We start from the raw sequence: 14,304 nt of genomic DNA, 5'->3' as shown, positions 1-14,304 counted from the left end.
AAATCGTTTCCTCTATATATCGCGAGGACTCCGTTCGTTGAAAGCCCGGGTGCGGTGTGGTCGTTGCCCCTCAGGCGCTCAGGAAGGCAAAGATGGGGCCGATGGACTCGATGCCCATGTACCAGGTCAGCAGGCAGGTGATCGAGCCGAGCACCAGCAGCCAGCGTGGGTAGGCATAGTGGTCCATCAGGTCCCGGCGGCACCAGCCCACATACATGAAGATGGTCAAACCTAGCGGCAGGATCAGGCCGTTGAAGCCACCGGCGAAGACCAGCAGGGCGGCGGGCGGTGTGCCCAGCAACAGGAAGACCGCCAGGGAGATGGCAATGAAAATGACGGTGATGCGATTGCGGCCGGCATCGGAGAGGTCGCGCTTGAAGACCGGCGCGAATGACACCGAGGTGTAGGCTGCGCCGATCACGCTGGTAATGCCCGCAGCCCACAGGATCAGCCCGAAGGCGCGCAGGCCGAATTCACCGGCCGCGGCCTGGAAGGCCTGGGCGGCCGGATTGGCGGCATGGCTGGAAATGTCGATGGTCACGCCGCTGGCGACGACGCCGAGCACCGCGAGAAACAGAATGAAGCGCATGATGCTCGTGACCAGGATGCCACTGAGGGCGCCCTTGGTGACGCTGGCGACGTTCTCGGCGCCGCCCAGCCCCTGGTCGAGGATGCGGTGCGCACCGGCGTAGGTGATGTAACCGCCGACCGTGCCGCCGACGATGGTGGTGATGGCCGCGAAGTTGAGCGTATCCGGCAGCACCGTCTGGCGCAGCGCCTCACCCACCGGTGGCTGGGAGGCGAAGGCGACGAACACCACCAATCCCATCATCAGGATGCCGAGTGCCACGATCAGGCGATCCAGTGCCATGCCGGCACGGCGGGACAGAAAGATGCCGATGGCGATCATGGCACTCAGTGCGCCGCCCAGCTTGACGTCGAGCCCCAGCAAGGCGTTGAGCCCGAGACCCGCCCCGGCGATGTTGCCGACGTTGAACACCAGGCCACCGAAGATCACCAGTACGGCAAGCAGATAGCCGCTGCCGGGCACCGCGGCATTGGCCAAGTCCGAGGCGCGCATGCGGGTGATGGCGACGATGTTCCAGATATTCAGTTGCACCACGAAGTCGATGAGGATCGAGACGAGAATGCCGAAGGCGAATGCCGCACCCAGTGTCGCGGTGAAAGTGGCCGTCTGGGTAATGAAGCCCGGTCCCGTCGCCGATGTGGCCATCAGGAAGATCGCGGCGATCAGCGAGGAGCGTCGCGCCTTGCCGAAGTCTCTGGCCGGTGCCGCGGTGTCGGGTTTGCTCATGGCAGTTCTCCAGGGTGAGGGAGGACTTGGTATTGGCAGCGGTCAGCCGCGCCGCATCATGGATCGCGAGATATTGTTCGCGGATCAGCCGCCCAGAGGCGAACGCGGCGTGGCCGTTTGTGACCCTGCATGCGGTGTCTCCAGCAGGGGCAGTGAGCCCCGGTCGCTCGTTCCGTCGACCAGGAGCAGACCGATGCCCAGCAGCAGGATGAGCAGGCCGCCGGCCAGGGCAGCCCAGCCGAGTCGCCGCTGGAGGTGCCCGGAACGGGATTGCCGGGCCAGGCGGCGTTCCGCCCAGCCTCGCGCCGTGACGCTGGCCAGGGCGAGGGTCGAAACCGTCAGTGCGGTGCCGGCCGCCATGGTCAAGGCCGCCAGCACGCCGACCCAGAAATGGTCGAGCAGCGAGGCGGCTCCCACCAGCAGAACGGCACCGCTACAGGGGCGAATGCCGATGGAGATCACCGTGAGCAGGGCGGTGCGCCAGTCGGTTGCCTGATTCGGGGTGATGTGATGGGCGCAATCGCATGATGAGTGGTCATGAGTGGCATGGTGGTGATGGGCGTGGCGCAGTTGCCGGATGGCCCGCCAGCACAGCCAGGCACCCAGCAGGCTGATCGTCAGGTAGCTGGCGCGTTCGACCCAGACCACCGAGCCAAGGGCCTGGCGCGTCAACCAGCCAAGACCGTGTACCAGTACTGCTACCAGCGCAATCGCCACCAGCGCCTGCAGCAGGGCGGCCGCGCACGAGAGGGTGAGAGCGCGTCGCAGGGCCCCGCCCTGGGTGAGCAGGTAGGTGCTGAGCACTGCCTTGCCGTGGCCGGGACCGGCGGCATGGAAAACGCCGTAGCCGAAGCTGAGGGCGAGCAGCAGGCTCCAGGTCTGTGGAGAGGGCGCTCCCGAAAGCTCGCTGATCGAGAGGGTCAGGGCGCGATGCAGATCGCGCTGCCAGGCCACCAGTTGCAGGCCGAGAGGCTGGCCATACTGCCACAGTAGCCAGAGAAGCGCGGCCAGCAGCAGGGCTCCGATCCACCATCCGGAGAAGCGTGGCGGCTTATCGGAGGCGTCGCGCATCGTATCGTCTCCAGGTTGCGGTGGAACGGTGGGGTTCTTGGTCGGGCATCATGGCGACGTACATTGCACTTCTCCCGTTTCGGCGAAGAAGCGGCCCAGGCCATCCGGGGCTTCGTCGGTGCGGTCCAGGCGGGAGGCCTTGGCGACCTGCTCCGGATCGGGATCGGCGGCGATGATGCGGGTCGTACACTCGGCTCCCGTCACCACCAGGGCATCCGCCCGGGGCGTCTGGTCGTCGTTGACCTCGTGGACCATCTCGATGTAGTAGCTCGGATCATAGATCCGGTAACGCAGAGGGGCTTCGCCCAGTGCCAGGGGATGGGCCAGGGGCAGCAGGAACATGAACTCCACCCGGTCATTGTGGGCCATGGTGGTGTACTCCCTGACGTCGTCCGTCTCGACCGGCTCGCCGTCGTGGGTTATTTCGGTGAAGTAGCCCCGGGGTGCCAGGTTGTCGTGAATCTCCGAGCCCAACTGGTCGAGGCGGGCCTCCATGGGGGCGTCTCCCTCGGCCGCCTTCAATTCCTCCATCAGCACCAGACTGTAGAAGGGGTCGAGTCGCCAGCGCTGACGCAATGCCTCGACGCGGCCCTGATCATCGAGGATCACCTTCACGCTGAGGTCCGCCCATACATGCGGGTGTGCCGAGACCATCGAGGGCAGCAGGAGCAGGGCCATTCCAAGCCCCAGGCGCCGAATCCCGGCGCCCATCATGATGCGTTGCATTGACCAGCACCCTTGAAAAGAAAATGAGCGTAGCAAGGAATGCGTCTCTGTCCCATCGCCGCATCATCATTTCCTCGCCGTGCCGGCCATCGGGCTCGCGATGTGGGGATATCGAACCGGTGGTGGAATGTGGCAATAATTGTGAATCTAGGTAACAATAATTATCATCTACATCCGTGTGCCGAATGTCGTCGATATCGGCACGATGTCACTCTTGTGCTGCCATTCTTACCACCGAGGCCTGCCGATGCCACATTCACGTTCTTCCGCTCCATCCCGCTCACCGATGGCGATTGCCGTTCGGCGTGCGCTGGGACTGTCCTTGTCCGGCGCACTGCTGGGGTTGCCGATGAGTGCCCTGGCTCAGGATGATGGCGTCGAGTCCGAGACTGTGGTGGTTACCGCCACGGCCTTGAAGGTGGCGGTGCCGCTTGCCGAGACGCCGCGCTCGGTATCCAGCGTGCAGCGGGAGGAACTGGACGAGCGCAATGTCCAGAGCCTCGACGAGAGCTTCCGTTATCGCGCCGGTGTGCTGTCGGGGCATTATGGCGCGGATAACAATACCGACTGGTTCAAGGTGCGCGGCTTCGATCAGGCAACCTACATGAACGGCCTGCGCCTGTTCGATCCGGGGTATTACGAGTGGACGCCGGAGCCCTATGGTCTGGCAAGCGTCGATGTGTTCAAGGGGCCGGCGTCGATCCTCTACGGCGAGGCGCCTTCGGGTGGCCTGATCAACGCCGTCAGCAAGCGACCGACGGCCGAGCCACGCGGTGAAATCAACATCCAGGCCGGCAATCGGCAGCATCGTCAACTGGCCTTCGACACTTCTGGGCCGGTCACCGAGAGCGGCGATGTCCGCTACCGCATGGTCGGGCTCTACAAGGAGCGCGATGGTGACCTGGACGGTACCGACAACGAGCGCTACTACTTCGCGCCGAGCCTTGAGTGGGACATCTCGGATGACACCGAGCTGACCCTGCTGGCCAGTATCCAGAAGGACGACGGTGTCCCGGAAAACCCCTTCAAGCTGGCCTATGGCACGATTCAGGATACGCCTTTCGGCAAGGTCGACCCCGAGACCAACTATGGGGCGCCGGACTACGACAAGGACGAGCGCACCCAGGTGAGCCTCGGCTATGAGCTGAGCCATCGGCTTGATGACACCTGGAAGTTCGAACAGAACTTCCGCTACAGCCATCTCGATCTGGATCTGCGCAGCACCTACATGGATTTCGCCACCGGCGATGGCCGCACGGCCTATCGTGGGCATCTGCAGCGCGATGGGGAGATCGACAACCTGACGGTCGACAACCGCATGATCGGCAAGTGGTACACCGAACGCACGGAAAACACCTTGCTGTTCGGGGTCGACTATCAGGAACTGAGCCTCGACGGCAAGGAATTCGACGACTTCACCTATGACACCGTCGATATCTTCGATCCCGATACCTCCATCACGCCGGTGGATCGGAGCCAGCTCTTCGGTCGACAGATCGACAAGCAGCAGCTTGGCATCTATGTGCAGGATCAGTTGCGCATCGATGATCGTTGGGTGCTGCTGGGTAGCGTTCGTCACGACAGTGCCGATGTGGAAAATACCAATCAGTCCCTCGATGTCACCGTCGATGAGACCCAGTCGCACACTTCCTATTCCGGCGGTGTGATGTATCTGGCTGACAATGGGATCAGCCCTTACCTGAGCTATACCGAGTCGTTCAGCCCGCAGGCCGAGACCAATGTGGACGGCGCGATCTTCGAGGAAATCGAAGGCAAACAGTGGGAAGCCGGCATCAAGTACGCGCCGCTCTCCTGGGATGGCTATGTCAGCGCGGCGGTGTTCGACATCGAGGAGTCCAATTCCTTCCAAACCACCCCGGCTGGCTATCAGGCTCAGGCCGGCGAACGCAGTGCCACGGGCCTGGAGATCGAAAGCGTGGGGTATCTGACCGATCAACTCCAGCTCACGGCGTCCTACACCTACACCGATGCCCGTGACGCCGACGATAATCGTGCCGCCTTGATCCCGCGTCATCAGGCCTCGGCCTGGTTGGATTACGGCTTCCAGCAGGGTGCCCTGCGAGGGCTCAAGCTTGGTGGCGGGGTACGCTATGTCGGCGAGAGCGTCGATGGCGACATCACGGTGCCGGATTACACCCTGGTCGATGCCATGGCCAGCTACGACTTCGCCGATCACTGGCGTGCCCAGGTCAACGTCAACAACCTGACCGACAAGGAGTATGTGGCCAGTTGCGACTTCTGGTGCTACTACGGCGAATCGCGCAGTGTCATCGGCAGCCTGAGCTATCGTTGGTAGGAGGCATCACGCATCGCCGGACGGAGTAACGTCCGGCGATGCTTCACGGGGGCGCCGACGGGCAATCTCGAGCATCGCCTCGTGGGGGACAGCATCGGGTAGCGGCGCGTCCCACCTGGCGATCGAGACCAGGGTCAGTTGTCCGGCGCAGCCCTGGCTGAGCCCGGATGCGCCGATATCCGATGTCAGGATGTTCGGGTTGCCGTTGACGCAGGTCATGCCCGAGCCCTGGAGATTCCGTGGTGCATACCAGGCGCCCGTGGAGAGCTGGACGATGCTGGGCGGCAGGTCGTCGCTGATGCGCGCTGCGGCAAGGGTTGCGCCCCGCTGGTTCCACAAGCGGATGACATCGCCATCCTGAATGCCCATGCGTGCGGCATCCTGTGGATTCAGGCGGGCGCACTCCCGGCCATCCTGCTTGAGTGACATGCTGGTCGCGCCAAAATCCAACTGACTGTGCAGGCGTCCTTTCGGCTGGTTGGCCACCAACTGGAAACGATGGGTGCGGGCGAGTTTTCCGCCGAGCCACTCTTCCGGTTCGATCCAGGCGGGATGCCCCGGCAAGTCGCTGCTCGCGACGATGTCCGACCAGATCTCGAGCTTGCCGCTGGGGGTGTCCAGAGGGTTGGCATCCGGATCCTCGTGGAAGCGCGTCATGCGCCCCTGGGCCGGTGCAACCGGCAGCTCAAGCGGCTCACCTTGCATGAACTCATCGAAATCGGGGGCCGGCAGGCCACGTTGGCTCAGTGCCCGCCGGGTGGGCTCGTACATATGGCGCAGCCATTCCCGGCTGGTTCGCCCCTCGGTGAAGGACTCCTGGCAATCCAGCCTGGTGGCCAGCTCGGTGAAGATGGCGTAGTCATCGCGGGCCTCGTGGCGTGGCGGCGCCAATTGTTGCATCGGGACCATGAAAGGATCGCGGCTGCTGGCACCGATGTCTTCGCGTTCCGCGCTCAGCGTGGCCGGAAAGATGATGTCGGCGTAGCGAGTGGAGGCGGTGGAGACGCTTTCGTGGATGATGACCGTGTCCGGCCTGGTGAAGCCCTCGCGCAGTTTTTCCAGGTCCTGATGATGATGGAAGGGATTGCCGCCCGCCCAGTAGACCAGCCGAATGTCCGCGTAGTGGCGCGTTTCACCCTTGTAGGTGTAGGGCTCGCCCGGATTCAGCAATAGCTCGGCGATGCGCGCTACCGGGATGACGTCATCCACCCGATTGCGACCCTGCGGCAGGACAGGCAGCGGCACATCCAGAGGCGGCTTGCCCAGGTTGCCGATCGAGGCGAGCCCGTAGGAGAAACCGGCGCCGGGGCTTGGGTACTGGCCGAGCATCGCGGACAGTGTCAGGGCCATCCAGATCGGCTCTTCGCCGTAGCGCGAGCGCTGCAGCGAGTAGGCAACGGTGATATGGGTGCGCTTGCTGGCGGCGCGTTCGGCCAGGTCGACGATCTGCCCGGCAGGCAGGTCGCAGATCTCCGCTGCCCATTCCGGGGTTTTCGCAATACCATCGGCCCTGCCTGTCAGGTAGGCCTCAAAATGTTCATAGCCTCGGGTGTATCGGGCCAGATAGTCGTGGTCGACCCGGCCGCTGGCATGCAGATGCCAGGCCATCCCCAGCATGAGGGCGACGTCGGTCGCCGGACGCGGGGCCAGGCGGGTGACCTCGGGCAGGTCGGCGAAATCGTCGCGCAGCGGGCTGACCGAGACGAATTGACAGCCCCGGGCGGAGGCGGCTTCGAGTGCCGACCGGGCAACGTGCTGGCTCGTGCCGCCGGGGCTGGAAGAATGGTTGCGCAGGGCCAGGCCGCCAAAGGCGATCAGCAGTTCGGTATCTTCCGCGATCTCTCGCCAACTGGGAGGGTGGTTCAGCGGGTTGCCCCAGACGAGGTCCAGGATGACGCCCCCAGCCGCCGATGAATAGCTGTCGACCGAGCCGACGTAACCGCCGAAGACGGAATTCAGAAAGCGGTGGATTTGGCTCTGGACATGATGAAAGCGACCGGCCGAGGCCCAGCCATAGGAACCACCGAAAACCTGGGCGCCGGCGACAGGGCCATCCTGGCACTGCTCGGGCCCGGCACCCAGTCGCCTGAGTTCCTTCGCCGCCAGGTCGAGGGCCTCGTCCCACTCGACTTCGACGAAGTCATCCTCGCCCCGACGCCTGTCCGGGCCCGGGCCGTTTTCCAGCCATCCACGACGTATCAGGGGCTTGCTCAAGCGTGCCGGGTGGTTCAACGCGGCAGGAATGTTATCGAGAACGGGGGAGGGATCGGGATCCTTGGCGAACGGCGTGATTTCCAGCGTGCCATTGCGATGCCGGGCCGAAAAGGTGCCCCAATGGCTGCTGTGATATCGGATATCTTCCGTTGTCATGGCATGGCCTCCGTCCACCTCGGTTGCCCCGGTAACTAGAGCCGGCGCAGCCCCCACATGAAATAGGCCCCGCCCAGCAGGGAGGCGACGATGCCGGCGGGAATCTCCTGCGGGAACAGTAACTGGCGTCCCACCCAGTCGGCCAGCACCATCAACAGGGCGCCGGCCAGGGCCGCGCCCAGCAGATGCATGCTTGCCCGGGAGAAACCCAGCAGGCGGGCCAGGTGCGGGGCGAGCAGGCCGACGAAGGAAAGCGGACCGACCACCAGGGTGGCAGCGGCGGTGAGCAGGGCGACCAGCAGCAACAGCACCAGGCGAGAGCGCTTCAGGCCGATGCCCAGTGCCCGGGAGGTGGCGGCGCCCAGCGGCAGGATATCCAGCCAGCGGGCCAGCGGGCCGGTCATCAGACCGAGCACCAGGGCCAGCGCGACGACGATCAGGGCGCTGGTCAGGTCGACGTAGTAGGTGGAGCCCGACAGCCAGGCGATGACCTGCTGGCCGCGCGGGTCGCCGCCGGCCAGCACGATGGCGCGTACGGCGTCGAAGGCGGCGGTGATCGCCACCCCGGTCAACAGCAGTCGCTCGGGCAACAGGCCGCTGCGACCGTTGATCAGGAGCAGCACGCCGAGACTGGCCAATGCCCCCAGGGTACCCACGCCGACCAGCGTCAGGTTGTCGGGCGCGGGCAGCAGGAAGATGGCCAGGATCAGGGCGATGGCGCTGCCCCCGCTGATGCCCAGTACCTCGGGGCTGGCCATGGGGTTGGCGGTAACGCGCTGGATCAGGGTGCCGGCCAGTGCCAGCATCACGCCGCAGCCGGCCGAGGCGAGGACCCGGGGCAGCCGCCACTGCAGTACCTCCCAGTTGCCGGGCGAGAGCCAGGACCAGCCGTTGGCGGTCTGGCCGACGAGCAGCGCTACCAGCGTCACGCCGAGCAATCCCAGAACCAGCCCGCCCGCCAGGCGATTGGGCGCGGGGTGGCGGCCGGCCGGCGCGGAGGCCGTACCGGGAGGCTGGTCGCCACGCAGTTTCAGGCGTGGAATCAGCCAGATCAACAGGGGCGCGCCCAGGGCGGCGGTGACGGCGCCGGTGGGGATCAGGCCCGATACCTGGCCGGTGAAACGCTGGAGCAACTGGTCGGTGGTGGCCAGCAGCAGGGCACCCAGTAGCGTCGACCAGAGCAGGCGCTGGCCGAGACGACGAGCGCCGGCCAGGCGGACGATATTGGGGGCGGCCAGGCCGATGAAGCCGATCACGCCGACCACGCTGACCACGCAGCCGGTGAGGAAGACCGCCAGGCCGAGGCCGGCCAGTCGCAGGGCACGCAGCGAGACGCCCAGGCTGCGGGCGCTGGCGTCGTCGAGTTCGAGCACCGCCAGGGGGCGCAGCAGCAACCAGGCCGCCAGGGCGCCGATGGCCAGACGGGGCGCCAGGAAGGCCGCGCCGCTCCAGTCGTTCTGGGCCAGCGAGCCGGCGCCCCAGATCAGCAACCCCTTGAGTTCCTCCTGATGGAAGAGCAGCAGCACGATGCCCAGCGCCCCCAGGTAGAGGTTGACCACCAGACCGCCGAGCACCACGACCACCGGGGCCAGCCCGCGTCGCCAGGCCAGGGCGAACACCAGCGCCATGGCCAGCCCGCCGCCGACCAGCGCGACCCATTCGCGCCCCAGCCCCAGCAGTCCGGGGGCCAACAGGGTAGCGGTCATCAGTGCCAGGTTGGCGCCGCTGGCCACGCCCAGGGTGGTGGGCGCCGCCAGCGGATTGCGCAATACCTGCTGCATCAGCACGCCGGCCAGCGCCAGGCCGCCGCCGGCCAGCAGCGACATGACCAGCCGCGGCCACCAGCTGAAATGCAGCACCAGGGTGTCCATCGTGGGATTGGCGCTGCCGAACAGGGCCTGCAGACCGGCGGTGAGCCCCGCGCCATCGTTCAGGCTCGTCGAGGCCAGCGCCACGAGGGCCAGGCAGAGCAGGATGCAGGCGACGCCCGGGGTCAGGCGGAAGGCTGGCCTAGCGAGCATGAGGCGACTCCAGCGCGGCGGTGAGTTGCTCGGCGAAGCGCTGTGCCGAGGGCAGAGCGCCGAAGCTCCAGACCGGCGGCAGTACCAGAGGCTCGCCTCGGCTATCGCGAATCAGCCCCTGCCAGAGCCCGCTTTTCTCGAGCGTCTCGTGGACGCCGGCGGGGTAGGGCTCGACCACCACCAGGCGGGCGTCGAGATTCGCCAGTGCCTCGATGCCGGTCAGCGAGAAGCCCCAGGCGTTCGTCTTGCCGGGCCAGGCATTGTCGAGGCCGAGGCGTTCCAGCACCGCCTGATACAGACCGTTGTCACCGAAAACGCGAACGTGGCGCGCGTCCATGAACTGGACGACCAGCAGCGGCGGAACGTCATCGGGCAGTTGTCGACGCAGCTCGTCGATGCGTGCCTCGGTGCTTTCGATCAGCCGGTCGGCGGCCTCGGGGCGACCCACGAGTTCAGCGACGCCGTGTGTCAGTTCGCGCATTTCCTGCCAGGTGTCACGCCCGGGCGTGTAGAGCGTGAAGTTCTGCACCGGCGCGATGCGCGACAGGCGTGGTTTCAGGTTGGCGAACATCGGCGAGATCAGGATCTGGTCGGGGGCGAGATCCGACAGTAGCTCGAGATTGGGCTGGGTACGCAGGCCGAGGTCGGTCACGCTACCGGGCAGGTGGGGCTCGCCGACCCAGGCATGATAGGCATCGACCTGGGCGACCGCTTCGGGCGGCGTACCCAGTGCCTGAAGGGTCTCGGCCAGGGTCCAGTCGAGGGTCGCGATGCGCGGCGGATCGGCGGCCAGGGCAGTCGATGCGCCGACCAGGCAGCAGAGGGTCAGCAGGGCAGCCAGCCAGCGCGAGGCGGCGCGACGGGGTGCCGGAATGCGGAGTGTTGGGCCGGGTCTCTCGGTCATGAAGGCATGGCTTGGGTTCAATGAACGACGGCGATGGGATGCTGCCCGGCGGGGTGGGGCATGACACGCATGGGAATGCCGTAGATGGCCTCCAGGGTGGCATCGTCCATCATCTCCCCGGGGCTGCCCTGGGCAAGTATTCGGCCACTGTGCAGTGCCACCAGGTGATCGCAGTAACGGGCGGCCATGTTGACGTCATGCAGCACGATGACCACGCCCAGGCCGAGCTCGCGACACAGCTGGCGCACCAGTGCCAGGACCTCGACCTGATGGGCGATATCCAGCGCCGCCAGGGGCTCGTCGAGCAGCAGGAAACGACTGCCCTGGGCCAGCAGCATGGCCAGCCAGACGCGCTGGCGCTCGCCGCCGGAGAGTGTGTCGACGAGGCGGTCGGCGAATGCCTGGGTGTGGGTGAGTTCGATGGCACGCTCGACCTGGTCACGGTCCTCGCGGGTGTGCCGTCCGAGCAGTCCGTGCCAGGGGTAGCGGCCGAAGCCGATCAATTCGCGGCCGGTCAGGTTCTCGGCACCGGGCAGGTGCTGGGGCAGATAGGCGACCTGACGGGCGAATTCCCGGTTCCCCCAATGGGACAGGGGGCGATCATCGAAGCGCACCTCGCCGCAACTGGCGGGCTGCTGCTGGGCCAGCAGCTTGAGCAGGGTCGACTTGCCGGAGCCATTGTGGCCAATCAGCCCGTAGACCTGGCCCTCGCGGAAGCTCAGGTCGGTGGGGTGCAACAGTCGGCTGCCGTTGACCTCGAAGGTCGCGGCCTTGACTTCGAACATGATGGACTCCACATCTCTTGGGGAGCGTGAGAGCGTCGTCGACCGCCTCGCGCCTGGCTAGCCTAAAGCAGATAAGAATGGTTATCAATATTCGTCCAATGAGGTCGATGAAGAAATTCTATGGAAAATTGATAATCATTTTGCGTTAGTGTCTAGGATCCTGATTTGCCATACTCTTGTATGCGCCGAGTCGCGGTCCCGCGACCATTCATCAACGAGGAGGATGCTTCATCATGCCGCATTCACTGCCCGAGATTGCGTACCAGTACGATGCCCTGGAACCCCATATCGATGCTCTGACCATGGAGATCCACCACACGCGGCACCATCAGACTTATGTCAATAATCTGAATGCCGCACTCGAGGGCACTGGCCTCGAGGAAGTGCCGGTGGACGAGCTGGTCGCCAATCTCGATCGCGTGCCCGACGACAAGCGTCAGGCCGTGATCAACAACGGCGGCGGCCACTCCAATCACTCCATGTTCTGGCAGATGATGTCGCCGCAGGGCGGCGGTCAGCCCAAGGGCAAGGTGGCCGAGGCCATCGACAGCGAGCTGGGCGGTTTCGACGCCTTCAAGGATGCCTTCACCAAGGCGGCCCTGGGTCGCTTCGGCAGCGGCTGGGCCTGGCTCAGTGTCGACCCGCAAGGCAAGCTGGTGGTCGAGAACACCCTGAACCAGGACAGCCCGCTGATGCACGGCAACACCCCGGTGCTGGGCCTGGACGTGTGGGAGCACGCTTATTACCTGAAGTATCAGAACAAGCGTCCCGATTACATCGCGGCCTTCTTCAACGTGGTCGACTGGGACGAAGTCGAGCGTCGTTACCAGGCCGCCACTGCCTGAGGCATCGCCTGAACCCGCGCCCTTGCCGGGCGTGGTGACAGCAGATTCGCCAGGGTCGGCATTGCGCCGGCCCTGGCGTTTTTCGTTACGTCGATTCGCCCCCATGCCATCAAGGAGAGCCATGCATGTCGAGCCGGAGTAGTTTCCAGGCCCTGGGCCGCCTTTTGCGTTATGCCCGAGGGCATCGGCGGCACATCGTCGCCGCCACGGTCTGCTCGGTGATCAACAAGCTATTCGATATCGCCCCGGAGATTCTCATCGGGGTGGCCATCGACGTGGTGGTCAATCAGGAAGACAGCTTCGTTGCCGGGCTGGGTTTCACCTCGGCTCGGGAGCAGATTCTGGTGCTCGGCGTGCTGACCTTCCTGATCTGGGCCGGCGAGTCGCTGTTCGAGTATCTCTACCAGATCCTGTGGCGCAACCTGGCCCAGCGCTTGCAGGCCGAGTTGCGCCAGGATGCCTACGAGCACGTGCAGCGTCTCGACATGGGGTTCTTCGAGTCGCAGAGTTCGGGGCGCCTGGTGGCGATCATGAACGACGACGTCAACCAGCTCGAGCGGTTCCTGGACGGTGGCGCCAATTCCATGGTCCAGGTCGTCGTCACCGTGGTGGCGGTGGGGGCAGTGTTCTTCGTGTTGTCGCCGCTGATCGCGCTGTTGGCCTTCACGCCGATTCCGCTGATCGTGTGGGGTGCCTTCTTCTTCCAGCGCAAGGCCGGGCCGCTGTACGCCGAGGTGCGCGAGCGGGTCGGCGAGCTGGCCAGTCGCTTGTCCAACAACCTGGCGGGCATCGCCACCATCAAGAGCTTCACCGCCGAGGCGCGCGAGGCCGAACGCCTGCGTCGGGCCAGCGAGGCCTACGTGGACGCCAATCGGCGTGCGATCCGCATCAGTTCGGCCTTCATCCCGGTGATCCGCATGGCGATCCTCACCGGCTTCCTGGCGACCTTCACGGTGGGCGGCATGATGGCCCTGCGTGGCGACCTCAATGTCGGCGCCTACGGCGTGCTGGTGTTCCTGACCCAGCGGCTGCTGTGGCCGCTGACCGGGCTGGCCCAGGTGATCGACCTGTTCGAGCGGGCCATGGCCAGTACCCGGCGCATCCTCGATCTGCTGGCCACGCCGATCCAGGTGCATGACGCCGGCGGTACCGAGCTGGCGCGACCGGTGCGCGGTGCGGTGCGTTTCGACGGGGTGAGCTTTCGATATGCCGAGTCCGGTGCCGGTGTCGAGGCTGTCGACCTCGAGGTGCCATCCGGTCATACCCTGGCGCTGGTGGGGGCCACCGGGTCGGGCAAGTCGACGCTGATCAAGCTGCTGCTGCGCTTCCACGATCCGGCCGAGGGCCGGGTGCTGATCGACGACCAGCCGGTCGAGTCGCTTACCCTGGCCTCGTTGCGCGAGGCCATCGGCCTGGTCAGCCAGGATGTCTATCTCTTCGAGGGCTCGGTGCGCGACAACATCGCCTACGGCCGCCCCGAGGCCAGCGAGGACGAGGTGATCAAGGCGGCGCGCACCGCCGAGGCCTGGGGCTTCATCCAGACCTTGCCGCAAGGGCTCGATACGCCGGTCGGCGAACGCGGCGTGCGGCTTTCCGGGGGGCAGCGCCAGCGGTTGTCGCTGGCCCGGGCGTTGCTCAAGGATCCGCCGATCCTGGTGCTGGACGAGGCGACCAGTGCCGTGGACAACGAGACCGAGGCGGCGATCCAACGTTCGCTGGCGCGGATCGGCCACGGTCGCACGGTGATCATGATCGCCCATCGGCTCTCGACCATCGTGCATGCCGACCAGATCGCGGTGATCGAGGCCGGGCGCGTCGTCGAGCGTGGATGTCATGACGAGCTGCTGGCGCAGGAGGGGCGCTATGCCGCCCAGTGGCGGGTGCAGACCGGCGAGATCGGGGCGGCGCTGTCGGCCTGACGCGAGCGCGGTCGCGTGCATCGGGGCGAAC

10 protein-coding genes are annotated in these 14,304 nt (G+C 65.6%); 3 read left to right on the top strand and 7 right to left on the bottom strand.

Going from position 1 to position 14,304, the window contains the following annotated elements; all coding sequences use genetic code 11:
- Nucleotides 1–70 precede the first annotated feature (70 nt).
- From HELO_RS12810 to HELO_RS12800, 3 genes are all read right to left on the bottom strand, one after another.
- On the bottom strand, nucleotides 71–1,315 hold the full coding sequence (locus tag HELO_RS12810; protein ID WP_013333075.1) for an NRAMP family divalent metal transporter: 1,245 nt from the start codon (nucleotides 1,313–1,315) through the stop codon (nucleotides 71–73).
- A gap of 84 nt (nucleotides 1,316–1,399) precedes the next feature.
- Entirely contained in the window at nucleotides 1,400–2,386 is a 987-nt protein-coding gene (locus HELO_RS12805) for a nickel/cobalt transporter (RefSeq protein WP_013333074.1), read from the bottom strand.
- Nucleotides 2,387–2,434: 48 nt separating this feature from the next.
- Nucleotides 2,435–3,112, bottom strand: a complete 678-nt coding sequence (locus HELO_RS12800) for a DUF1007 family protein (protein WP_013333073.1) — start codon at nucleotides 3,110–3,112, stop codon at nucleotides 2,435–2,437.
- Nucleotides 3,113–3,359: 247 nt separating this feature from the next.
- Between HELO_RS12800 and HELO_RS12795 the strand changes: the two genes are divergently transcribed.
- Nucleotides 3,360–5,429, top strand: coding sequence for a TonB-dependent siderophore receptor (locus HELO_RS12795; protein ID WP_013333072.1), 2,070 nt, complete (start codon nucleotides 3,360–3,362; stop codon nucleotides 5,427–5,429).
- 6 nt (nucleotides 5,430–5,435) lie between these two features.
- On the opposite strand, the gene HELO_RS12790 is transcribed toward HELO_RS12795, so the two are convergent.
- The 4 genes from HELO_RS12790 to HELO_RS12775 are packed head-to-tail and all read right to left on the bottom strand — an operon-like array spanning nucleotide 5,436 to nucleotide 11,509.
- Entirely contained in the window at nucleotides 5,436–7,799 is a 2,364-nt protein-coding gene (locus tag HELO_RS12790) for a molybdopterin-dependent oxidoreductase (RefSeq protein ID WP_013333071.1), read from the bottom strand.
- Nucleotides 7,800–7,834: 35 nt separating this feature from the next.
- Nucleotides 7,835–9,820, bottom strand: a complete 1,986-nt coding sequence (fhuB, locus tag HELO_RS12785; RefSeq protein WP_013333070.1) for a Fe(3+)-hydroxamate ABC transporter permease FhuB — start codon at nucleotides 9,818–9,820, stop codon at nucleotides 7,835–7,837.
- Nucleotides 9,810–10,724 carry an iron-siderophore ABC transporter substrate-binding protein gene (locus tag HELO_RS12780; RefSeq protein ID WP_013333069.1) on the bottom strand — a complete coding sequence of 305 codons (915 nt, stop codon included), beginning with the start codon at nucleotides 10,722–10,724 and terminating at the stop codon, nucleotides 9,810–9,812. The genes fhuB and HELO_RS12780 overlap by 11 nt, the downstream gene beginning before the upstream one ends.
- A gap of 17 nt (nucleotides 10,725–10,741) precedes the next feature.
- A complete protein-coding gene (locus HELO_RS12775; RefSeq protein WP_013333068.1) occupies nucleotides 10,742–11,509 on the bottom strand; it encodes an ATP-binding cassette domain-containing protein in 768 nt (255 codons plus the stop codon).
- Between the two features lie 233 nt (nucleotides 11,510–11,742).
- Here HELO_RS12775 and HELO_RS12770 point away from each other — a divergent pair, with 233 nt between their 5' ends.
- Both HELO_RS12770 and HELO_RS12765 read left to right on the top strand, forming a co-directional pair.
- Entirely contained in the window at nucleotides 11,743–12,354 is a 612-nt protein-coding gene (locus tag HELO_RS12770) for a superoxide dismutase (RefSeq protein ID WP_013333067.1), read from the top strand.
- Between the two features lie 125 nt (nucleotides 12,355–12,479).
- Nucleotides 12,480–14,273 carry an ABC transporter ATP-binding protein gene (locus HELO_RS12765; protein WP_013333066.1) on the top strand — a complete coding sequence of 598 codons (1,794 nt, stop codon included), beginning with the start codon at nucleotides 12,480–12,482 and terminating at the stop codon, nucleotides 14,271–14,273.
- The last annotated feature ends 31 nt before the right edge of the window (nucleotides 14,274–14,304 follow it).

The organism is Halomonas elongata DSM 2581 (genome assembly GCF_000196875.2).
Lineage (GTDB): Bacteria > Pseudomonadota > Gammaproteobacteria > Pseudomonadales > Halomonadaceae > Halomonas > Halomonas elongata.
Note: the sequence above shows the minus strand (reverse complement) of the source record. Positions and strands in the feature narration are given on the sequence as shown.